Raw genomic sequence first — 21,908 nt, forward strand, 5'->3', positions numbered from 1 at the left:
AAAAAATAAAAGAAATAGCAATAGAATAATCTATTTGCTATTTTTAATGAGGAGGAAAAAATGAAAAACAAAAAAAGCATGATGAATTTAGCAATTTCTAATCTGTTTTTAGTATTTTTGGGTGCAGGTTTAGTCATTCCTGTTTTGCCAACCCTTAAAGAACAAATGCACTTTTCAGGAACAACAATGGGAATGATGATTTCTATTTTTGCAATTGCTCAATTGGTTGCTTCACCAGTCGCTGGTGCTTTATCTGATAAAATTGGGCGCAAAAAACTCATTGCCATTGGAATGATTATTTTTTCTTTTTCTGAACTTTTATTTGGTTTAGCACAAGCGAAAACGGGTTTTTATATTTCGCGAGCGCTAGGGGGTGTCGCAGCTGCGATGCTCATGCCTTCAGTTACTGCTTACGTGGCTGATATGACCACAATTGCTGAACGTCCTAAAGCGATGGGACTTGTTTCAGCAGCAATCAGTGGTGGCTTTATTATTGGTCCTGGAGTGGGTGGTTTTATTGCCCATTTTGGAATACGTGTTCCTTTTTATGTTGCAGCAATTTTAGCTTTTCTTGGTTTTATTTTAACAATCACAATTTTAAAAGAACCAGAGCGCAAAATTGAAAGTCATCAAGAAATCGAAAAAGTTTCATTTCTTGATATTCTCAAAAATCCATTATTTGGTTCACTTTTTATTATTATTTTGATTTCATCATTTGGTTTACAGGCCTTTGAGTCAATTTATAGTATCATGGCAAGCATTAACTTTGGTTTTAGTATGAGTGAAATTGCTTTGGTTATTACAGTGAGTGGAATTTTAGCCCTCTTTTTCCAACTTTTCTTATTTGACGCAATCGTCAATAAAATTGGTGAACTTGGCTTAATTCAATTAACTTTCTTTGCCAGTGCAATCTTCATTGCTGTTATTGCCTTTACAAAATCAAATTTAGTCGTTGCTCTCTCTACGTTTGTTGTTTTTCTAGCCTTTGATTTATTTAGACCGGCTGTAACAACCTATCTTTCAAAGCATGCAGGCAATCGGCAAGGGGCAATCAATGGGTTGAACTCAGCCTTTACGAGTTTTGGAAATATTTTAGGACCAATGGCCGCGGGTTATATGTTTGACCTTAACCATTTATTTCCATATTATATCTCTGCGATTATTTTACTGGGAACCGGATTTTTATCACTATTCTTAAACAGAAAAAATTTCAGTAAAATCTAAATAAAACTTTCAATTTTATTATATTTATAACTACTATCTTGCAAAAGGTGGTAGTTTTTTTATCAACTAAAATTTTCTTGAATAAAAAAACCTCCTGATGTAATCTTATACATTCAGGAGGAAAAGTATTAAGCGTACTGGTCAGTCTATGGACACAAAATTTATAAAATAAAGGGCTACTAAGAATTGATTGGTAACCTTTTATTTTGTATATTTTTATGTTTTAACGATAGAGTAAAAAATATTAATTTATCTAGTTCGTTTTTCCCTTTTTAATATAAAGCTAACAATCAGAAAAATTAGACTAGTAAACAAAAATAAATAGCCTAAAGGAATTAAAAAGAAATATGGCTCGTGCAGCATTCCATTAGGTAAGACTGTGGGCTTAGTCAATGAATATATTAGAAAGAGACTTCCACCTATAAGGAACAAGATTCCGCTAATTATGTTCATTCTTGCTTTCTTTGTTTTATTACCATCTTCTATTAATTTTTTCTCCATTTTTTTATCCCCCATTATTAGTTGATCCAGCGAAATATTAAACTCTTTAGAAATAATGACAATCATTTCTAAATCAGGAAAATTTCTCCCGACTTCCCAACTAGAGATGCTTTGTCTGGAAACATTTAATATTTTCGCAAGTTGTTCTTGGGTAAGCCCATTTGATTCTCTGATTCTTTTTAATTGATTATTAAAATCCATAATTCTCCTCTCTATAACTACTTATATCATATATTAAAAATTTTTCCAAGATTGAATTTCGAGAATCACCCTTTAATTGATGCTCGTTTCTCGAGCATGGCAAAAAAAGAAAATTTTATTAATAACCAAGGCAGAAATGGAAATATAAATTTATGCATAGAATCGATGAATCTTTAACGAAATTTCCAAAAAAGAGTATAAAGAGAAAGATGCGCATTATGTTTTGAATATGTTGAGAATATTTACTTAAAAGTTAAGAAAGCTGATATAATATGAATTAATATCTCTATTTAATACTCAGGCATTGTAAATAGCGATAAAGCTTGGTACAGAAGGATTGATAAGAATTGTGTCAATCTTTTTTAGTGATGTTCATTATATTATCTAGGTTTATGACAAATAACATGCTAGTATTTAAAGCGAAAGGAGTCACATGGAATTATCAGAAAAACTAAAACAACTCAGAGCTGATAAAAAAATAACTCAAGAGAAACTTGCAGAGATTTTGCATGTTTCCAGAACAACAATATCTAGTTGGGAAACTGGGAGGAGCTATCCTGATTTACAGATGATTGTAGAAATCAGTGATTATTTTAATGTTTCTCTTGATTTTCTCTTAAGAGAGGATAAAAAAATGATAACGAAATTAACGTTTGATACAAAAAACAAAAGGAGATTCAAAGCTCTTATTTCTGTAATGATAGCATTATTTATTGTAGGTATAGGAATGTTTATTTCTATATGGAATAATCAGATTAATGAAATGAACCCTAATAGCATCCAAATTGAAAAGGTAGAAAAAGTAGCAATTCATTCAAGGGTTATTGATGGAAAAGAGATTGGAAAAGACTATAAATATTATGTTTATGTAAGAATGAATGACCCACTTCATAGATTTGATGAGGTCACCGGTAGTTCTAATGGTTACGACAGTAAAGAGAATGCTGTATATGCTCATTTTCAGGTTCGGAACTCTCTCAATATTTTTAGTAATTTGAAAAATAATAAAAAGTTAAAACGTCTTGTCGTAGATAGCTTTGGAGCACAAGAATTTGTTAATGGAGTAAAAGGAAAATATAATATAAATAAAAATATTTTCTTAGGTGGTCCAGATTCAAATAAAAAATTAATCATTGATGCAGAAAACAATAAATAAGGAATAGAGGAAATAAATTTGCCAATTTCTATAAATAAAATAAAAAAATATAAAAATTCAATTATAATTATCTTAGGAATTTTTTTACTGATTGTAGTAATCTTTCGGATATATCTGACCGTTTCGATTGCAAAAGCAGAATTTATTCACTATGATGACTTTAAAACACCCACACGTTATGTAACTTATACTCATAGAAATGATAAAATAATTAAGCAAAATACAACTGTATCTACTCCATATATAAATAAAAGAAATGGCAACTACTCAAGTGTCACTGATAAACTTAAAAATATTAGTGGAATAAGAACAACAAAAAAATATGAGAAATCGGTCATTTTTGAAACGATAGAAGTTAATTTTAATAAATTGTCTAAAAATAACTTAAACAGATATCAAGAAATTATGTCTGAAATTGACACTCCAATTACTACTGATTTAAACCTTAAAAACTCAACGAAACTTTTAGAGAAACAAGGATTTCTAACTGCTGAAAAGTATCAAGAACTAAAAGAAGACAAGGAACCCTAAAGCATTTAGGAAAAATGGTTTAAAATAGAGAATACTTTTCATAATCTTCTTAATTCATAATATAGAGCTTATGAAATTTTAAAAAGACGTAGGATATTTGTTAATAACTACCACATAATACATTCATATCCTGATATTCAAAAAATGGTTATTTAAATATTTGATGATTTTGAATAAAAAAACCTCCTGATGTAATCTTATACATTCAGGAGGAAAAGGAGTAAGCATATTGGTCACTGGATATTCTATAATTTTTGTCAAATAGGATAGAAAAATCCATTTATAAAAGGAGTCAAGGGGATTTGAACCCCTGCGCCGCTTTACACGGTTCGACGGATTTCGAGTCCGCTGCATTACCACTCTGCCATGGCTCCACTCCTTTATCTAAATTAATTATATCACAGTTGATTCTCTTCTTGAAATAATATGAAATTGCTAGAATGAAAATAAAACGCATATTTATACAAAAATGTTGACAAATGAATAAATATGCTGTACAATTGCATTTATATTAATTTGAAAGAAGAAAAATGATGGGAAACAAAAAAATTGTCTTGGCATATTCGGGTGGATTGGATACAAGTGTTGCTGTAAAATGGTTGACTGATAAAGGATTTGACGTCATTGCTGCCTGCATGGATGTTGGTGAAGGAAAAGACTTGAATTTTATTCATGATAAGGCGCTTCAAGTAGGGGCAGTGGAATCTGTTGTTTTGGATTGCAAGGAAGAATTCGCTGAAATATTTGTTGGAGCTGCACTCAAAGGAAATTTAATGTATGAAAATAAATATCCTTTAGTATCCGCTTTGAGTCGCCCTTTGATTGCTCAAAAATTAGTAGAAGTAGCCAAAGAAAAAGGGGCAACGGCTATTGCTCATGGTTGTACAGGAAAAGGAAATGACCAAGTGCGTTTTGAAGTAGCCATCCATTCTCTTGCGCCTGAGCTTGAAGTCATTGCTCCAGTTCGTGAGTGGCATTGGGCTCGTGAAGAAGAAATCGAATATGCCAATCAAAATGGTGTTCCTATTCCTGCTGATTTAGACAATCCCTACTCAATTGACATGAATTTATGGGGACGTGCGATTGAAGCTGGTGTTCTTGAAAATCCTTGGAATACTTGTCCAGAGGATGCTTTCTTTATGACTAATTCTGTGGAGGACGCTCCAAACGAAGCTGAATATATCGAGGTTGAGTTTAAAGAAGGATTACCAATCGCCTTAAATGGAAAAAGCTTAGAATTGCATGAAATCATTAAAGAAGTGAATATTATTGCAGGAAAACATGGAATTGGTCGGATTGACCATATTGAAAATCGCCTGGTTGGGATTAAATCCCGTGAATTTTATGAATGTCCTGCTGCCATTACTTTATTAAAAGCACATAAAGATTTGGAAGATTTAACTTTTGTTCGAGAACTTGCACATTTTAAACCAGTTCTTGAAAATGAATTAGCAAACTTGATTTACAATGGTTTGTGGTTCAATCCTGCTACTAAGGCTTTGATTGCTTATCTTGATGAAACTCAAAAAGTAGTTAACGGGATTGTGAAAATTAAATTATATAAAGGTTTAGCAACGCCAGTGGGACGTAAATCAACTAATTCGCTTTACAGCGAAAAATTAGCAACATACACTGCTGCAGATGAGTTTGACCAAGCAGCAGCAGTTGGATTTATTAAATTGTGGGGTCTACCTACTCAAGTCAATGCTCAAGTAAATCTCAAATAATAGCTATAGGAAAATTTGGAAAGTGAGAGAATGGTAGAAAAACTTTGGGGAGGACGTTTTGAGGCGTCACTAGATAAACAAACGGAAGAATTTGGAGCATCAATTAAATTTGAGCAACGACTTGCTCCTTTTGATCTAAAAGGCTCATTAGCTCATGTAAAGATGTTGGGTGAAACAGGAATTATTACTACCGAGGAATCCCAAAAAATTGCCGAAGGTCTGAAAAAAGTAGAAGAAAAGCTTCTTAATGGCCAAATTGAATTCAAGATGGAAAATGAAGATATTCATATGAATATGGAATCTTATCTTCATCAAGAAATTGGTCCACTAGCAGGTAAATTACATACGGCTCGCTCTAGAAATGATCAAGTGGCAACAGATATGCATTTATACCTCAAAAGTATCTTAGAGGCCGTTTTAGAAGCTTTAAAAGAGTTAAGACAAACAATTGTAAAGCTCGCTGTAAACCAAATTGACACTATTATGCCTGGTTATACTCATTTGCAACATGCACAACCAATTTCCTTTGGGCAGCATCTAATGGCTTATTATCAAATGCTGACACGTGATTTTGAACGCTTTGAATTTAATGTTAAACATACAGATATGAACCCTCTGGGAGCAGCCGCCCTAGCTGGGACGACATTTCCGATTGATAGAATGTTGACGACAGAATTACTTGGTTTTGAGAAGGCTTATGATAATTCAATGGATGCGGTCAGTGACCGTGACTTTATTTTAGAGTTTCTCTCAAACGCAAGTTTGTTAATGATGCATTTATCAAGATTTTGTGAGGAGCTTTTACTATGGTCTAGTCATGAATTCAAATTTGTCAGTCTGTCTGATGCATATTCTACGGGTTCTTCTATTATGCCACAGAAGAAGAATCCAGATATGGCAGAATTAATCAGAGGAAAAACAGGCCGCGTATATGGAAATCTTACGGCTTTATTGACTGTGATGAAAGGTTTACCTTTAGCTTATAACAAAGATTTGCAAGAAGATAAAGAAGGAATGTTTGATAGTGCTGATACTATAATAACTTCTTTAACAGTTATGAATGGGATGTTGTCAACTTTAACTGTAAACCGTGTAAACATGGAAAAATCAACTGAACAAGATTTTTCTAATGCGACAGAGTTGGCCGATTACCTTGCAACAAAGGGCCTTCCTTTTAGAAAAGCCCATGAATTAGTGGGTCTCTTAGTGTTAGATTGTATAAAAAAAGGAATTTACCTCCAAGATGTAAATTTACAAGATTATCAAATTCTATCTCCATTAATCAATGAAGATGTTTATGAAGTTTTAAAATCAAGAACGGCAGTTTCAAGAAGAAATTCTCTAGGTGGTACAGGATTTGAATCGGTTAAAAAACAAATAGAAGAAGCAAAAAAAGAACTTCAAATTTGAAGTTCTTTTTCTATAATTAGTTTTTTACAGCAAGTGATTTAGTATGTGTAAAGTAGTTTATTAAATTAAAGATAACCAGAATTGCTGAACCCACAAAGACATAGCGATAGTCAATAAAGCCAGCAATAGCTGAACCAAGTAAGGGGCCTGCAAAAGCACCAATTGATTGAGCAGATTGATTATAAGAGAAAATTCGACCAGTAATAGCTTGAGGAGATTCTTTTGCTAAGATGGCTTGAACTGAAGGGAGAATTGCTGCATCAGAAACTCCGACAAGTAGTCGCATAACAATTAAAAACCAAACATTAGTTGTCATTGCTGTGATTGAGAAGATAATTAGTGAAAAGAAAAGTCCAAAACCAAGGATTTTTCTTTGACCAACTTTATCACCTAGACGACCTAAGAATGGAGCAGCCACTAATGTAACGATTCCTGGGGCAGCAGCGACAATTCCGGCCATAAAAGTAATGTTTCCTTGACCATGCATAAGTTCTTGGACATAGAGTGAAAGAACGGGATTAATCGATTGATTGGTCATTTGAGTAATGAGGGTTGCAAAAAACATGCCCCAAATAATGGCTGGGTGGGTAACAACTTCCCAAACTTGTTTATAGGAAAGCATGTTTTTCTTCTCAACGGGCTTAAATGTTTCTTTGACAAAAAATAAAGCAAGGAAAAAAACGAGAAACATAATGATTCCTGTGACGCTAAAAACGCGACGATAACCAGTTATATTAACAAGTACTCCGCCAATGATTGGACCGATAAGAGTTCCAGCAACAGATCCTGTTGTAAGGAGCGATAAGACGGCCCCTGATTTTTCCTTTGGTGCAGAACTAGCCATTAAGGCCATTGAATTAGAAACAAAACCGGAAAAGGCCCCAAGTAGCATGCGTAAAATAAGCAATTGCCAAGCAGCTGTAACAAAAGCCATTAATGAAATTGAAATTGCCATTCCAAGAGAAGCGCGTAAGAGCATCAATTTCCGACCTTTTTGGTCAGCTAATCTTCCCCAGAGGGGAGAAACGATTGCTAAAACAATAAAAGTAGATGAGAAGACCAAGCCTGACCAGATGTTTAATTCTGTTTTTGAGTAATGACCAAGTGTGCTGATGTAAAGTGATATAAAAGGGGCGATAAGACTTGAACCTATCCCCGTCATAAATGTCCCAAACCAAAGGACAATTAAATTTCGTTGCCATGATTCTTTCATGAGTGAATGTCCTTCTTTCTTGATGTATTCATAATAATATTATAAAACTATTGTTCGTAGTTTGTCAATGATGAATCATTGCTTGAAAAAGATTGAGAATAGTTTTATACTGATAGTAAGATAGTTTGAATCGACTATAAAAGTTCAAACTTCGAGTAAACTTTCGGCATCGAAAGTATTGAAAGGAATCCAATTATGGCAAGGATTGCATTGACTCGTGATAAAATCGTTCAAGCTACTATTGAACTAGCTGGTAAAATTGGTCTCTCTAATGTTAGTTTTCCGCGCTTAGCTGAGTATTTTGGAATTAAAGCTCCGTCACTTTATAATCATTTTAAAAATATGGAAGAAGTACGTGTGGCAACGGCAGTCTACCTACAAAAAGAATTAAATTATGAACTAACTCATGCAATGGTGGGACTAACTCCTTTGGCAGCGCTTAGGGCTTATGCTGAGAGTTATAAAAAATTTGCTGAAAAATATGAAGCAGTTTATGAACTGATTAATGTAATACATCAAACAAACAATGGGGAACTTGAGTATTTAGCAAAAGAAAATATTCGTTTGGTTCGTCGAAGCTTGGAAAATTTTCATTTGTCAGAAGAAGAAAATTTTCATATCAGTCGGATGTTTCGCTCAACGCTTCATGGATTTATCACTTTAACACAATTAGGATATTTTCGTCAGTCTGGTTCAATTTCTAAAGAGGAATCCTTTACTTACATGGTTGATCATCTGCTTAGTCGTCTAGATAATACAGAAAGCATTTAAAAATACCATGTTAAATACATGGTATTTTTAAATGCTAAATTTAACTATTAATCCCTTCAATAAAATAGAACGTTTTCAAGTGATATAGTGACTTTTTAGCAAGTTTATGATAAAATTAATACGATAATTTCTAAAATGGGAGAGAGTGGCTTGGCTATAAAAAAAACATATCGCGTTAAACGCTCAAAGGATTTTGACCAAATTTTTTCAGCGAAACATAGCTTTGCCAATAAAAAATTTGTGGTCTATAAATTAAACACAAATCAACCTCATTTTCGTGTAGGTCTATCAGTAAGCAAAAAGCTTGGTCATGCGGTTTTACGTAATCGAATTAAACGTCTTTTACGCCATGCCATTGCTGAATTTAAGCCTTATTTGACAGATGAAGATTTTGTAATTATTGCACGTTCGGGTGTTGAAACACTCAGTTTTGATGAAGTAAAGAAAAATCTAAAACACGTTTTGAAGTTGTCAAAAATCTATGTGGATGGAGAAAACGATTGAAAAAGAAATTTAGTTTGATCGCAATGGCAGGGGCAGCTCTTTTGTTGCTTACAGCTTGTGGAACAACAGCTGTGACAAGTAGTTCAACCAACCTTTGGGACCAAATTGTATATGGCTTTGCACAGGTTATTCGTTTCTTGTCATTTGGTGGTTTGACCGGAGTTGGTATTATTTTATTCACGATTGTTATTCGGGCAGCATTGCTTCCCTTGATGAATATCCAAATCAAATCTAGCCAACGTATGCAAGAAATTCAGCCAGAAATCAAAAAAATTCAGGCTAAATACCCTAGCAAAGATATGGAATCTCGTCGTTTGATGAACGAGGAAATTCAAAAACTTTATGCAGAAAATAAAGTCAACCCTTACATGGGTTGTTTACCACTAATTGTTCAAATGCCAGTGCTATGGGCACTTTATCAAGCCTTGTCTCGTGTGGACTTTTTGAAACACGGAACTTTCCTGTGGTTTGAAATTGGTGCTAAAGACCCTACTTTTATTTTGCCTATTTTGGCTGCGGTCTTTACTTTCTTGAGTTCATACTTGATGATGAAATCTGCTCCAGAAAGAAATGCAATGACAACTTCAATGACTTATATCATGCCTATTTTCATCTTGATTATGGGGGTTAACTTTGCTGCCGGGATTGCACTCTACTGGGTAATCTCTAATGCTTTCCAAGTATTCCAAACAATGTTGTTGGCAAATCCATACAAAATTATTGCGGCGCGTGAAGCTAAGGTACAGGTCGAAAAAGACAAAATTAAAGCTCGCGAAAAAGCCTTGAAGAAAGCAAGAAAAAAATAAAAAATACCATTGGCAGTTTTTATTTTAATTTGGAAGTTGTGCTAGAAATTGTCAATAGGCTTTATCATATGACAGGAGTAGTTTTATTATGGCTATTTTTACTGGTGAAACGGTCGAAGATGCAATCGAACGTGGCTTAAATCGCTTAAATGTTAAGCGTGAAAATGTTCATATTCATATTGAACAAAAAGAGAAAAAAGGTTTCTTAGGGTTTGGAAAGAAACGGGCTCGGGTTAATATTGAGCCAATCCATGAAGAAACAGTGCGTAAAGCTGACCATTTAGCAGAACGTGGTGTGGATGATACAATCAATCTTGGTGTGCCTAAGTCACAATCTGCTATGGAAGCAACACTTGAATTAAGCCAAGTGGTTAAAGCTGTCCGTGCGGCTGAGAGAGAACAAAATGGGGAAATCACTGAAGAAGAGCGTAATGCGATTATTGAAGTGGCTAAAAAGACGGTTGTTCAAAATCGTCAAGGAACAGCAGACCTCTCTGATGTGGTTTCCGCTGTTAAAGAAGAAGTTGAAGCGAAGAAAGAAGTTTCAAATGAAGATGAAAAAATTGCTTCAAAAATTTCAAGTTATTTAACAACTATCACACAAGAAATGGGAATTGCAACACGTGTTTCAGTTTCTCGTGACGGTAATTTAACAGTTTTCAATTTGACTTCTAATCATGATGCTTTGCTTATTGGCAAACATGGTAAAATTTTACAAAGTTTGCAAATTTTAGCAAAAGCTTACGCTAATAGTATTTTGAATACACGAATGAATATTGCTGTGAATGTAGGTGATTATCATGAAAAACGCAAAGCTTATATCGTAAGCCTTGCTCATCGTGCAGCGGAACGTGCGCGTGCCGGTGAAACTGTTTATATTAATGATTTACAGTCTAATGAACGTAAAATTGTTCACACTATTATTGGTCAGGAAAATGGTGTATCAAGTCATTCAGAAGGACAGGAATATAATCGCTATATTGTTGTGGCTAAAGAGATTTAGCCTTGACAAAAGACCTTTCATAGTGTAGAATTGTAAGGTATGCTTTTAATAGCAGTAAAAAGATGAAAGGAACACCGAAAAGGTGGAGCTACTTTCAACCAAAAGTGAAGTAGCCCAGGGACTTATATAAAATGAAACGTACTTACCAACCACACAAAAAATCTCGTAAGACTACTCACGGATTCCGTAGCCGTATGGCAACTAAAAACGGACGTCGTGTCCTTGCAGCTCGTCGTCGTAAAGGACGTGCTTCACTTACAGTTTAATTTGTAAATGAAATTGAAATCAGCTTATGGCTGATTTTTTTTATTTGATTATTCATAAATAAGGCAGGAGTCGGTTGATGATTAAATATATTTTGTTAAACGGTTTCATTAATTGTGTTATAATGGTTTTATTAAATAATTAGTGAAATTTTTTCCTTTGTTGATTGAAGATAAGGTGAAATCTCACACTTAAAGGAGAGTTTTGTCGTGAAAAAATTCAAAATTGGTGAACTTGAAGCTTCTCAAATTATTTTAGGTTGTATGAGAATTAATGAAGAGGGAAAAGATCCGGTTGCTGTAATTGAAAAATCAGTGGAGCAAGGGATAAATTTCTTTGACCATGCTGATATCTATGGGGGTGGAGCTTGTGAATCGATTTTTGCAGATGCTCTAGAAAAATCGTCAGTAAAACGAGAAGATATTATTTTACAGTCAAAATGCGGAATTGTTCCTGGGAAAATGTTCGATTTTTCAAAAAAACATATTATTGAATCGGTTGAGGGGAGTTTATCTCGTTTAAAAACTGATTATTTGGATACTTTGCTCTTGCATCGTCCAGATACTTTAGTCGAACCTGAAGAAGTAGCTGAGGCTTTTTATGAATTGGAAAAAGCAGGGAAAGTACGTTATTTTGGGGTTTCTAATCAAAATCCTGGTCAAGTTGAACTGTTGAAAACAGCGGTGAAAGAGCCATTGTTGTTTAATCAATTACAGTTTGGCTTGAAACATACGGGAATGATTGATGCTGGGATTCATGTAAATATGAGTGATGAAGGTTCTTTTGTTCATGATAATGGAATTTTAGAGTATTCTCGTATTAATAATATGACTATTCAGGCTTGGTCACCTTTCCAATATGGTTTCTTTGAAGGCGTCTTTGTTGGAAATGAAAAATTCCCTGATTTGAATAAAAAATTGGAATTTTATGCAGAAAAATACAATTCTACTCCAACTGGAATTGCTGTCGCTTGGATTAATCGGCATCCTGCCAATATCCAAACAATTATTGGAACGATGACATTGAGCCGAATTGAAGAAATTGCTGCTGCTTCAGATATTGTCTTGGAACGTGCGGAATGGTACGACTTGTACATGGCGGCTGGAAACATTTTACCTTAAATATAATTAAAGTAGGAGACTGGTTTAAAAACTAGTCTTTTGATTACTTTTTTGGGAGGAAATCTGATGGATTTTTCTAAATATTTCAAGAAAAATAATGACAGTAAGGTAAAAATTTTTTCAAAGTTAGAAATTTTTGAGAAAGTCAATGATGAAGAATTGATAGAGGTTTCTGGAGGAAATTTTTCTAGTAATCTTCGACAAAAAAGGCTTATAGCGGGGCTGACACAAAAAGAACTTGGGAAACTGCTTTATTCGAGTAAACAAGCTGTCTGTAATTGGGAGCACGGCCGACGTGAACCGAGTTTAGAACTTGTCCAAGAGATGGCAAATGTATTTAAATGTTCAATAGATGATTTGTTAAAAGATAGTGAAAATATAAACTAAAAGTACACAAAAAGAATATTAAAACAGTATTGACTAAATATTCAGAAAAGTATAAAATATACGTGTAATTAATTACGGAGATGCCGAAAATTTGATGAGCCTTTCTAGTGGAAATGTTTATTGACTAAAAATGCTCAAAACGAGTCCGATGGGGCTAGAAAGTGTGTTTTTATGGAATTGCAAACTATTTTTGAAGAATTTGAAGTGTTGACTGATGAGGAATTGATGGGGATTAGGGCTGGAGGAATAGATTATCACTACGAAAGTTCGATTTCTTCATTAATTGAATTTGGCGGTAGTTATGGCGACGGTATAAACACACCCAAATAAGATGTTTGAAAAGTGCTGTAATTTTTTACAGTGCTTTTCTTTAAGAGGTATAAAATGAGAAAATTACTAACTTCCGATTGTTGTGTTGCTTTCTTTTTATTGCTAGTAACTTGGCTTTTATATGTTGGTCCCGATTATTTGCTTCCTACATCTATATATTATGAAACCTTTAATATTCACACAGGGTTAACTGCATTGATTGCATTTGTGATTGCCTGTAAGGTGGGGGTTTTTAAAAAAGTTTTGACAACTTTTTATTATAAAAATTTATTTATGTTCATTCTCTATCTTGTTTTGGGCTTTGTTTTTATTTATTTTTGTTATCGAATCTATTTTAGTTTAGTTCCAGCATTAGAAACAGTATCAGACAATGGGATAAGATTGTGGGATTTTTTGCATACAATTCCAACTTGGGAGGGGAAACTTATCGTCTATATTTTGGGACCAATGTTTGAGGAGTTAATCTTTCGAGAATATCTTTATCGTCTGCTTAAATGGAAATGGTTAGCATTTTTTGTGAGTTCGGTCTTTTTTGCTTGGGTGCATTCAAGTTTCACCATTTCGTTTTTCTATTATCTACCAATGGGTCTTACCCTTGGGTTGGTTTATCAACGTCGGCGAGTTGTCACGGAGAGTATGATGGCACATGGTCTGCTAAATTTTATAATTGACAATGTTCCGGCATTTACGATGTATATGTAGCAATCTTTCATTTTCTAAAATACTAAGGTTTTAGATATTTTGTTCTTATGAAGAGGGGGGAGTCACTCTTTTTGAGAGTGATATTTATGACCGTTAATCTAATCGTTTTTTGTTAATTCTAGTTTATTTTAAGCTAAAGGATTGTTAATATAATTTAGCAATCCTTTTTTTGGGGGCTTTTATGATTGAACATATAAAAAAATCTTTACAGACTAAATTAAAAGTAGTTCTATTGCTATTAGTGACATTGATTCTCTACAACGGTTGGGAACCTAGACTAGGTATTTTTCCACCAACTTTCTATGATTTTGCTTTTAATTATTATGGATTTGTGGATATTTTAACTTTTTTAGTAATAATAGTTATTGCTTATAAAAATGATGCTTTTAAAAAGATTTTTGATATATTTCGTCCAAAAAATTTGTTATTTATTTTGTTTTTTATTGTTGGTGGAAATATTTTTATTGCTTTGGCACATCATTTATATTTTCAGATGACACCAGCTTTAGAAGCTTTTCCAGAACATTCAATAGATTTGGCAAATTATTTTGCACGGACTCCTTTTTGGACGCATTCATTAGATTTATTCGTGATTGGACCGATTAGTGAAGAGTTGATTTATCGGGAATATCTTTATCAACTTTTTGACAAAAAATGCTTGGCTTGTTTTGTGAGCGTCACTGTGTTTGCATGGGTGCATACTGGTTTTACTTACTCTTTCTTTTTATATCTGCCTATAAGTTTAGTTGTTACTTTGGCCTATCACCGGCGTAAAGCAATTGGGGAAAGTATCGCTCTTCACAGTTCAATAAATCTGATAAATACTTATTTACCAAATTTATTAAGCTTTTGGGCATTCTGAGTAACTAGTGATTAGGCTTCTTATTCTTGGGTAATTTTCAAATTAAAATTCGCTTTTTATTTAAAATTTAAAAGTCTTGATAGAAGGCTTTTATTTACTTTAATGGAGAAAACGGTTGAATTCAAGCAAAAAATAACGTATAATTAACATGTATCTAAGAAATTTTTAATGGGATATTTCTGTCAGTAAATAAAATGATTGTCTTCTAAAAATGTGGACATCAGTTGGCTGACGGGATGGAAATTATTGATTTTTAGTTTAATCTGGCTTTACAGATAAATTTAAAGGAGGTGTCTTATGAGTTTTACAGATGAAACAGTCCGTTTTGAATTTGGTGATTCGGACAAGAAAGAAATTGGCGAAACACTCGTTGATGTTTACAATGTGCTTGAGGCTAAGGGTTACAATCCTATCAATCAAATCGTGGGTTATGTTTTGTCGGGAGACCCTGCTTATATCCCTCGTCATGATGATGCGCGTAATAAAATTCGCCGTTTTGATCGAGATGATATTGTTGAGGAATTAATCAAGAATTATTTGAAAGATAATGGTGTCAATTTATAGTGTTTGCACGAATTTTAGGGCTTGATGTCGGAACAAAAACTGTGGGAGTTTCTGTCAGTGATTTACTTGGGATGACCGCTCAACCTGTTGAAACCATTAAGATTGACAGTGAAGCTGGTGAGCTTGGCTTTGAACGTTTGGGCGTTTTGATTAAAGAATACAAACCTGAAAAGGTAGTTCTTGGTCTTCCAAAACATATGAACGGTGATGAAGGAATTCGTGCCGAAGCATCACGGGATTATGGTACAAAATTAGCCAGTGAATTCGGTTTGGAAGTTGCTTATCAAGATGAACGATTGACAACTGCGCAAGCTGAAAAAGTATTGATTGATGGTGGAGTGCGTCGTAAAGATCGCAAAAAATCAATTGATAAATTGGCTGCTGTTTTGATTTTACAAAATTATTTGGATGCTCATGCATTAAAATTATAATTTTTGGTTTACTGATGACAGCTTTAGTTTATTTGTAAGTATAAAAGTACTGACAAATATTCGTAGGATTTTCTGTCAGTAAAAGTTGTCTATTTATTTGATTATGAATAGCAGAAAATCCCTCTAATTAAGGATGAAGAAAAGGAAATAAAATGACTCATACACATGATCACGAACATGACCATAATCATGAACCTGACTATATTACTTTGGTTGATGAAAATGGAAACGAAAGCTTGTTCCAAATTTTGATTACCATTGATGGACAAGAAGAATTTGGCAAAAACTATGTTGTTTTACAACCTACTGAGTTTGAAGAAGATGAACAAGGTCTTATCGATGTTTTGGCTTACTCATTTACTGAGAATGCTGACGGTACTGAAGGTGATTTGCAACCAATCCCTGAAGATGCTGAAGATGAATGGGATATGATTGAAGAAGTCTTCAATAGCTTTATGGATGAACAAGAAGATTAAAATAAAAAGCTGTCATTAACTGACGGCTTTTTTATTTCTTTAAGAAACTTATGAGGGATATTGTAGCAAGCATAGCAACGCAAACTAAGCCGACAGGAGGCCAAAACCAAACGATAATAATGGAAAGAAAGTTGATGAGAAAAAGATTTCTACCTGAAAGACTGTGTGTGAGTTCTTTGTATTCCTTATCGGGATTTTCTTTGAGCAGCTCATGGTCCATAAGGTGAAAAACAGCTGCCCAGAGAAAAATAATAATCAAATAGAAAAATTCAGGGAGAAACTCACTTGCATGTTTTCCGACCCAACCCGTGGTGAAGGGGAAAAATGACATAATGAATAGCCAGAGCGTATTCAATAAGAATATTCGAGGAGTAATATTTTTAATATCACGATAAAGTTGATGATGATTATACCATACGGTCATAATCATAAAAAAGCTCAAAGCATAGGCTAAAAGTGGGATGGTTAATTCTGCCAGAGCAGGCCAGCCACTTTTATCAGGGGTTTTAAATTCTAAAACCATAATCGTTGCAATGATGGCAATAATAGCATCTGTAAAGGCCAAAAATCTTTCTTTTTCCATGGAATTATTTTATCACAAATGTTAAGATTTGCTTACTTTTTTTCAAAAAATAATAAAAAAGTTGCTGACCGATCTGTCAGTAACTTTTTTATTTATTTTTTAAATTTACGCTTTAAACCATTTTTAGCGACATCTTTAATGACTTTATTACGTAAGCCTGGTTCATAGTTATCATAAATTGTTCCGTCAAAATTAATAATTTGAGCGTTATGATTTTTGTCATCAAAAATAAATTTACTAATCATTTGTGCTGTTTCCTCAGGGGATTTTACAAACGGACTATCACCAACTTTTGTACCGTTCAAATCTGTTGCAACTGCACCAGGCATAACAGCAAAGATTTGTTTTTTAGATTTATCTTTTTTGAATTGATGACCAAAAGCAAAGGTCATGGCATTTTGTGCGGCTTTTGAAGTGACATAAGCAAGTGGCATCCAATATTCTTGAGAAACGGGTACGGTGATGTTAATAATTTTAGCGTTTTCTGTCAGTGAATGTGGAAGAAGTTCTTTAATCACAGCATGTGTTCCCAAAAAATTGGTTTTAATTGTTTCTTCTAAATCAATTGTTGAATAATCAAAAGCTGATTTTTCCATATCAAGGTGTCCTTTATCTGAATGAATGTTACCAGAAATTCCAGCATTATTAATCAATAAATCAATATCTGTCAGTGCTGACAGACTCGTCAATTGATTTAAGTCATCTAAATCTACTTTGACAAATTTGGCAGTAATTCCTTCGGCTTTCAGCTTTTCAACGGCTTCTTGTCCACGCGTTTCATTACGGGCTCCGACTAAGACTTCATAGCCACGATGACCAAGGTTTTGAGCAAGTGCAAAACCAATTCCTTTATTTGCACCGGTGATAAGTGTTTTCATGATTTTTCTCCTTTGAGTTTTAGTTGTCGCCTTTAGACATATGTTGCTGGTCAATTAGATTAGTATTTAAAAACCAGTGACGGTGCCAATCTCCAGCTAAAGCGGTAAAGTGAACAGGCTGTTGACCTGTTTTTTCTACTTTTTCTAGTAAATAATTTCGTAAAATCCAAGTATCTTCGAGTGTTCGTTGTTTAAGATTAAATATTTTTTCAAGTTTTACCTCGCTAATTTTTAAATCATTAGCAATTTCAGATTTGCTAAGTCCTGTGAGTTCAAAATTTTTACGGAGTTCTTTTTTGGTATTATGCATTTGAAGGGGATTGAGTGACATTTTTTCTTCTCTAATCTTTCATTTTGGGAAAATAATTAGTGAGCATTTGTTGAGAAAGTAGTTTGGTGTTTTCGTCACTATTTACTTTGCCCATTTGGTGAAGTTGTTTAGCAAAACCAGCGTCAATCCGGTCTAATCCAGTTTCAAGCCCGGCTAAAGTTTCACTAATTAAGTCTGAAAGTGCCATGTTATTGGGTGCGTCAGTATTTGTATGGCTTTCGAGATTTGTTTCAGCAACTAATGGTGGAACTAATTCGATGACTTTTAAAGTCTTTTCAAAATATTTAGCTTGTTCTCGAAGCGCATCAGAGTAAAAATGAACCCCAGCTTTGGTCAAATTGTAAATAGGGTGTGCACCGTCAGCCAGATTTGATAATCCTGATGAAACATTAATGACCAGTCCATTATTTGCGACAAGGATATTCAAAAATGCTTGTGTCACAGCAATTGTTCCTAATAAATTAATATGAATTTCTTCTGTCAGTAGTTTTAGAGAATTATCAGCTTGTTCAAACAAATTAATCGCACGCATAATTCCGGCACAGTTCATAATGACATCAAGTTGAGGGAAATTTTCTTTGATGAAGTTGACTAATTGGGGGAGGGAGTTTTTGTCAGCAACATCACTGACAAATCCTGTAAAAGTTGGATTTTCATTTAAAATTTGATTAAGACGTTTTTCATTTCGGGCGGTAATGATGATTTTATTTCCTAATTCGGAAAACTTTTTAGCAAAACCAAGTCCGATTCCGCTTGTACCACCTGTGATTAAAATCGTATGTCCTGTAAATGTCATGATTTCTCCTTTTTATGAGGTTATTTTTTTTAACTTTTATAACCAACAAAATGAATTATAAACCAGAAAGTTATATTTGTCAAGGATTATAACTTGTGTTACAATTAATTTATGAATACACGTGAAAAGATATTAGGAAAAACAGAAGAATTTATCTTAGAAAATGGAATAGAGAAACTCACTATTTCAAAAATTGCTAAGGAACTCAATATTAGTCAACCAGCTATTTATAAGCACTTTAAAAGTAAAGATGAACTTTTAACGATACTTGCCCTTCGTTGGCTCAATGGTCAGACACTTGTAAAAATATTTCCTTTTGACACAAGTAAGTATGAACATCAAAAAGAGATTGTTCATGACTGGCTCTGGTCAGTCGCCATTGCCAAATATGAAGCACATCGAAAAACCCCAGAAATGTTTGCCTTATACACAACCTACATTGGAGAAAATTTAGAATTGGGACGTAAACATATTTTAGAAATGGTTGAGAGTCTAAAAACAGCTGCTAAATTTGAAAGTGAAGAGGAAGCTGCTGCGTATATTCAAGCTTTTGTTTATTTTCATCACCCAAAAATTGCCCCACAGTGGGATGACCAATTTCGAAATCAATTTGAAAATCTCTGGACTTTGCTTGAACCGAATTTAAATGCCTTTTAAAGTTACTGACAGACTTTTTGGATTTCTGTCAGTAAAAAAACCTGTCAATTGACAGGTTTTTATTCTTTAATTTGGAAAACCATGGCAGTTCTGGGTTCAAGGATTAGATTTAAATGCCCTTTTGACCAACCAAAACTACTTCTTGGACCAAAACCACCAAATTTTTGGTCATCACTATCGAAGATAAGCTCTGGTTTCTCAGGAAATTGGAGTTGAAGTTCTTGTTCATAACTAGGATGGAAATTAAAGACGAAAAGAAGTTGCCCTTTTTTATAAGCTAGTAATTTATCCGAATTTTTTATCCAAAGTTGTTGGACAGGTTCTGGGCTTTCTAGAAACTTATAATGTCGCTCTAGATTAATCATCGCTTGGTCAAATGCCAATAAATATTGGAAACGTAAATCTTTATTATCAGCTAAAGACCATTGTCTTCTAGCATGTTGGAAATCATCATGATTTTCTTGACGCGGAAAATCAAGCCATTCGGGGTGGCCAAATTCGTTACCCATGAAATTTAAATAACCTTCACCAGCCAAACTAAAAGTAATGAGGCGAATTAATTTATGAAGCGCTATAGCACGGTCAATTTTTAGAGAGCGACTATTAAGGTCCATTTTCCAATAAATCTCTTCATCAGCTAACCACATCATAATCGTTTTATCACCAACTAAAGCTTGGTCATGACTTTCAGAATAACCAATATTTTTTTCACCAGGACGTCGCGTCGTTAATTCCCACCAAAGGCTCAATAAGTCAAGACTATTATCCGTTTTTTCTTTCAATTGTTTAATCCAAAAATCAGGAATCCCCATTGATAAACGGTAATCAAAACCAATTCCACCACTTGAAATAGGTAGGGCCATTCCCGGCATGGCTGACATATCTTCAGCGATTGTTGTTACTGATGGATTGAATAAATGTGTTAATTCATTTGCCAACATCAAATAAGTCACCGCTTCGATATCTGTATTGAGCGAAAAATATTTGCTGTAATCAGTAAATGCAGTCCCTAAACCATGATCATGATAAAGCATTGAAGTCACACCATCAAAACGAAAACCATCAAAATGATAGGTATCCAACCAAAATTTAAGATTTGAAAGTAGAAAATGAATGACTTCATCTTTGCCATAATTAAAAAGTTTTGTCTTCCAAGCTGGATGATTTCCTCGTTCACCTTCATGAAAATACTGATTTTCTGTCCCATCAAAATAGTTGAGACCATCTTCGATATTTTTTACAGCATGTGAATGAACCACATCTAAAAGCACTCGTAAACCCATACCATGAGCTTGATCAATCAATTCCATCAAATCTTCTGGCTGACCAAAGCGACTAGAAATTGCAAAGAAATTGGAAACTTGATAACCAAAACTAGCATAGAGTGGATGTTCCATAATTGCCATCAGTTGAATAGTATTGTAACCAGCCTTTTTAATTCTTGGTAAGACATCGCGCGTGAATTCTTTATAAGAATTAATTTTATATTCTTCAGTTGAAATACCAATGTGTGCTTCATAAATCAAAGGAGCTTCTTTTAACTGAGGGGCTTTATTCTTCCAATCATATTTTGGTTGAACAATCACTCCATCCAATTCATGGCGCTCATTGGGGACAGCAAACATAATATAAGAGGGAACACGATAAACTGTTTCACCAGACGGTAAAAGCAGCTTAACCTTCACCTTAGAACCCACAGGTAGCATACCCGGAATTGAAATTTCCCAAGCCCCACCATAGGCCTGTTTCAACTCAAAATTGTTTTCCCAATTATTGAAATCTCCAACCAACCAAGCTCTTTTAGCATTTGGTGCCCATTCGCGAAAAGTCCAGTGTTTACTTTCTTGTTGGAAGCCAAAATACTTATAACCATTAGCAAAATCAACAAGCGAACCATCCGTTCCTAAAAGCCGTTTTTTTGTTCGAGCAAATTCAAAAAGCCGCAAAGACAAATCTTCTTTGAAAGGTTCCAAATAAGGGTCATAATCCAAAATATTTAGAGGCATAAGCTCTTCTCCTTTTTACTGAAAATCATTTCTAGCTCTATTTTATCACTTTTGCAAAGGTTTTCACAACGAAATTCCCATATAAAACAAAAAATATTTACTGACAGAATGGGTCAGTAAATATTTTTATTCATCATTAAAACCAAACCAAGGGTCTTCCTCACCCCCGAGTGCTTCTTGACCAAAAGAAAGTGTTTCTGGAATTTTGGGAGCATTAAAAATTTGCGAAGAAGTTGCTGGATTTTCTGTCAGTAGATTTTTTGGGTCAGCAACTTTTTCGTCATTAAAAAAATGAGCTTCTAGGCTTTGAATATAATCATAAAACTCTGTCAGTAAATCATGATAAGCTTTTAATTCACTTGTTTTATTTAAATTTTTATAATTAGCCTGAAACTCTCCCCAACGTTCAGCAATGTGCTTACTTTTCATAAAATCATTATAATCCATACGTGTTCCTCATTTCTTTCTCTTTA

27 protein-coding genes and 1 tRNA gene are annotated in these 21,908 nt (G+C 34.0%); 19 read left to right on the forward strand and 9 right to left on the reverse strand.

All coding sequences use genetic code 11. The features are described 5' to 3' along the window. The first annotated feature begins 60 nt into the window (after positions 1-60). On the forward strand, positions 61-1,224 hold the full coding sequence (locus tag ACRYLU_RS00480; RefSeq protein WP_038598484.1) for an MFS transporter: 1,164 nt from the start codon (positions 61-63) through the stop codon (positions 1,222-1,224). Between the two features lie 249 nt (positions 1,225-1,473). Here ACRYLU_RS00480 and ACRYLU_RS00485 read toward each other — a convergent pair whose 3' ends face one another. Beyond that, positions 1,474-1,926: a helix-turn-helix domain-containing protein gene (locus tag ACRYLU_RS00485; protein WP_038598498.1), complete on the reverse strand. Its 453-nt coding sequence runs from the start codon at positions 1,924-1,926 to the stop codon at positions 1,474-1,476. A gap of 433 nt (positions 1,927-2,359) precedes the next feature. On the opposite strand from ACRYLU_RS00485, the gene ACRYLU_RS00490 reads away from it, so the two are divergent. Together ACRYLU_RS00490 and ACRYLU_RS00495 are read left to right on the forward strand one after the other, a co-directional pair. Beyond that, entirely contained in the window at positions 2,360-3,082 is a 723-nt protein-coding gene (locus ACRYLU_RS00490) for a helix-turn-helix domain-containing protein (protein ID WP_052053816.1), read from the forward strand. A gap of 18 nt (positions 3,083-3,100) precedes the next feature. Continuing rightward, positions 3,101-3,613, forward strand: a complete 513-nt coding sequence (locus tag ACRYLU_RS00495; RefSeq protein ID WP_038598501.1) for a DUF1307 domain-containing protein — start codon at positions 3,101-3,103, stop codon at positions 3,611-3,613. 287 nt (positions 3,614-3,900) lie between these two features. Here the strand turns inward: ACRYLU_RS00495 and ACRYLU_RS00500 are convergent. Beyond that, positions 3,901-3,987, reverse strand: a tRNA-Ser gene (locus tag ACRYLU_RS00500). Positions 3,988-4,146: 159 nt separating this feature from the next. On the opposite strand from ACRYLU_RS00500, the gene ACRYLU_RS00505 reads away from it, so the two are divergent. Both ACRYLU_RS00505 and argH read left to right on the forward strand, forming a co-directional pair. Then, a complete protein-coding gene (locus ACRYLU_RS00505; protein ID WP_445081052.1) occupies positions 4,147-5,340 on the forward strand; it encodes an argininosuccinate synthase in 1,194 nt (397 codons plus the stop codon). Between the two features lie 30 nt (positions 5,341-5,370). Next, positions 5,371-6,750, forward strand: coding sequence for an argininosuccinate lyase (argH, locus tag ACRYLU_RS00510; RefSeq protein ID WP_260311412.1), 1,380 nt, complete (start codon positions 5,371-5,373; stop codon positions 6,748-6,750). A gap of 16 nt (positions 6,751-6,766) precedes the next feature. Here the strand turns inward: argH and ACRYLU_RS00515 are convergent, their stop codons facing one another. Beyond that, on the reverse strand, positions 6,767-7,963 hold the full coding sequence (locus tag ACRYLU_RS00515) for a multidrug efflux MFS transporter (protein WP_445081053.1): 1,197 nt from the start codon (positions 7,961-7,963) through the stop codon (positions 6,767-6,769). Positions 7,964-8,158: 195 nt separating this feature from the next. Here ACRYLU_RS00515 and ACRYLU_RS00520 point away from each other — a divergent pair, with 195 nt between their 5' ends. From ACRYLU_RS00520 to ACRYLU_RS00580, 13 genes are all read left to right on the forward strand, one after another. Further along, a complete protein-coding gene (locus ACRYLU_RS00520) occupies positions 8,159-8,734 on the forward strand; it encodes a TetR/AcrR family transcriptional regulator (RefSeq protein WP_038598510.1) in 576 nt (191 codons plus the stop codon). A gap of 135 nt (positions 8,735-8,869) precedes the next feature. Beyond that, positions 8,870-9,238: a ribonuclease P protein component gene (rnpA, locus tag ACRYLU_RS00525; RefSeq protein ID WP_161935064.1), complete on the forward strand. Its 369-nt coding sequence runs from the start codon at positions 8,870-8,872 to the stop codon at positions 9,236-9,238. Then, on the forward strand, positions 9,235-10,044 hold the full coding sequence (locus ACRYLU_RS00530; protein ID WP_038598513.1) for a YidC/Oxa1 family membrane protein insertase: 810 nt from the start codon (positions 9,235-9,237) through the stop codon (positions 10,042-10,044). The genes rnpA and ACRYLU_RS00530 overlap by 4 nt, the downstream gene beginning before the upstream one ends. A gap of 88 nt (positions 10,045-10,132) precedes the next feature. Continuing rightward, positions 10,133-11,047, forward strand: a complete 915-nt coding sequence (jag, locus tag ACRYLU_RS00535; protein ID WP_038598516.1) for an RNA-binding cell elongation regulator Jag/EloR — start codon at positions 10,133-10,135, stop codon at positions 11,045-11,047. A 131-nt stretch (positions 11,048-11,178) separates the two neighbouring features. After that, positions 11,179-11,313, forward strand: coding sequence for a 50S ribosomal protein L34 (gene rpmH / locus ACRYLU_RS00540; protein ID WP_003131818.1), 135 nt, complete (start codon positions 11,179-11,181; stop codon positions 11,311-11,313). A gap of 207 nt (positions 11,314-11,520) precedes the next feature. Beyond that, positions 11,521-12,432 carry an aldo/keto reductase gene (locus ACRYLU_RS00545; RefSeq protein ID WP_029344698.1) on the forward strand — a complete coding sequence of 304 codons (912 nt, stop codon included), beginning with the start codon at positions 11,521-11,523 and terminating at the stop codon, positions 12,430-12,432. Between the two features lie 66 nt (positions 12,433-12,498). Next, positions 12,499-12,819 carry a helix-turn-helix transcriptional regulator gene (locus tag ACRYLU_RS00550; RefSeq protein WP_445081054.1) on the forward strand — a complete coding sequence of 107 codons (321 nt, stop codon included), beginning with the start codon at positions 12,499-12,501 and terminating at the stop codon, positions 12,817-12,819. A gap of 171 nt (positions 12,820-12,990) precedes the next feature. Continuing rightward, on the forward strand, positions 12,991-13,149 hold the full coding sequence (locus tag ACRYLU_RS00555) for a bacteriocin (RefSeq protein WP_143466199.1): 159 nt from the start codon (positions 12,991-12,993) through the stop codon (positions 13,147-13,149). A 54-nt stretch (positions 13,150-13,203) separates the two neighbouring features. Beyond that, the gene (locus tag ACRYLU_RS00560; RefSeq protein ID WP_195362654.1) at positions 13,204-13,851 is read left to right on the forward strand and encodes a CPBP family intramembrane glutamic endopeptidase; all 648 of its coding nucleotides are present in this window, start codon (positions 13,204-13,206) and stop codon (positions 13,849-13,851) included. A 181-nt stretch (positions 13,852-14,032) separates the two neighbouring features. Beyond that, positions 14,033-14,713, forward strand: coding sequence for a CPBP family intramembrane glutamic endopeptidase (locus tag ACRYLU_RS00565; protein WP_038598535.1), 681 nt, complete (start codon positions 14,033-14,035; stop codon positions 14,711-14,713). Between the two features lie 297 nt (positions 14,714-15,010). Further along, the gene (locus tag ACRYLU_RS00570) at positions 15,011-15,277 is read left to right on the forward strand and encodes an IreB family regulatory phosphoprotein (protein ID WP_003131820.1); all 267 of its coding nucleotides are present in this window, start codon (positions 15,011-15,013) and stop codon (positions 15,275-15,277) included. Then, positions 15,277-15,708: a Holliday junction resolvase RuvX gene (gene ruvX / locus ACRYLU_RS00575; RefSeq protein ID WP_098393064.1), complete on the forward strand. Its 432-nt coding sequence runs from the start codon at positions 15,277-15,279 to the stop codon at positions 15,706-15,708. Before ACRYLU_RS00570 ends, ruvX begins: the two co-directional genes overlap by 1 nt. A gap of 152 nt (positions 15,709-15,860) precedes the next feature. Then, positions 15,861-16,184: a DUF1292 domain-containing protein gene (locus ACRYLU_RS00580; RefSeq protein ID WP_003131822.1), complete on the forward strand. Its 324-nt coding sequence runs from the start codon at positions 15,861-15,863 to the stop codon at positions 16,182-16,184. Positions 16,185-16,215: 31 nt separating this feature from the next. On the opposite strand, the gene ACRYLU_RS00585 is transcribed toward ACRYLU_RS00580, so the two are convergent. The 4 genes from ACRYLU_RS00585 to ACRYLU_RS00600 form a co-directional block, all read right to left on the reverse strand. After that, positions 16,216-16,767, reverse strand: a complete 552-nt coding sequence (locus ACRYLU_RS00585; protein WP_038598542.1) for a TMEM175 family protein — start codon at positions 16,765-16,767, stop codon at positions 16,216-16,218. A 92-nt stretch (positions 16,768-16,859) separates the two neighbouring features. Next, entirely contained in the window at positions 16,860-17,645 is a 786-nt protein-coding gene (locus ACRYLU_RS00590; RefSeq protein WP_038598545.1) for an SDR family NAD(P)-dependent oxidoreductase, read from the reverse strand. A gap of 19 nt (positions 17,646-17,664) precedes the next feature. Further along, positions 17,665-17,976: a DUF2316 family protein gene (locus ACRYLU_RS00595; protein WP_445081055.1), complete on the reverse strand. Its 312-nt coding sequence runs from the start codon at positions 17,974-17,976 to the stop codon at positions 17,665-17,667. Positions 17,977-17,986: 10 nt separating this feature from the next. Continuing rightward, the gene (locus ACRYLU_RS00600; RefSeq protein ID WP_445081056.1) at positions 17,987-18,772 is read right to left on the reverse strand and encodes an SDR family oxidoreductase; all 786 of its coding nucleotides are present in this window, start codon (positions 18,770-18,772) and stop codon (positions 17,987-17,989) included. 111 nt (positions 18,773-18,883) lie between these two features. Between ACRYLU_RS00600 and ACRYLU_RS00605 the strand changes: the two genes are divergently transcribed. Beyond that, positions 18,884-19,429 carry a TetR/AcrR family transcriptional regulator gene (locus tag ACRYLU_RS00605; RefSeq protein WP_038598555.1) on the forward strand — a complete coding sequence of 182 codons (546 nt, stop codon included), beginning with the start codon at positions 18,884-18,886 and terminating at the stop codon, positions 19,427-19,429. 59 nt (positions 19,430-19,488) lie between these two features. Here the strand turns inward: ACRYLU_RS00605 and ACRYLU_RS00610 are convergent, their stop codons facing one another. Together ACRYLU_RS00610 and ACRYLU_RS00615 are read right to left on the reverse strand one after the other, a co-directional pair. Beyond that, on the reverse strand, positions 19,489-21,435 hold the full coding sequence (locus tag ACRYLU_RS00610; protein WP_412005725.1) for an alpha-amylase family glycosyl hydrolase: 1,947 nt from the start codon (positions 21,433-21,435) through the stop codon (positions 19,489-19,491). Between the two features lie 126 nt (positions 21,436-21,561). Next, entirely contained in the window at positions 21,562-21,882 is a 321-nt protein-coding gene (locus ACRYLU_RS00615) for a hypothetical protein (RefSeq protein WP_038598561.1), read from the reverse strand. Positions 21,883-21,908: the final 26 nt, after the last annotated feature.

Source organism: Lactococcus sp. KTH0-1S, assembly GCF_052544945.1.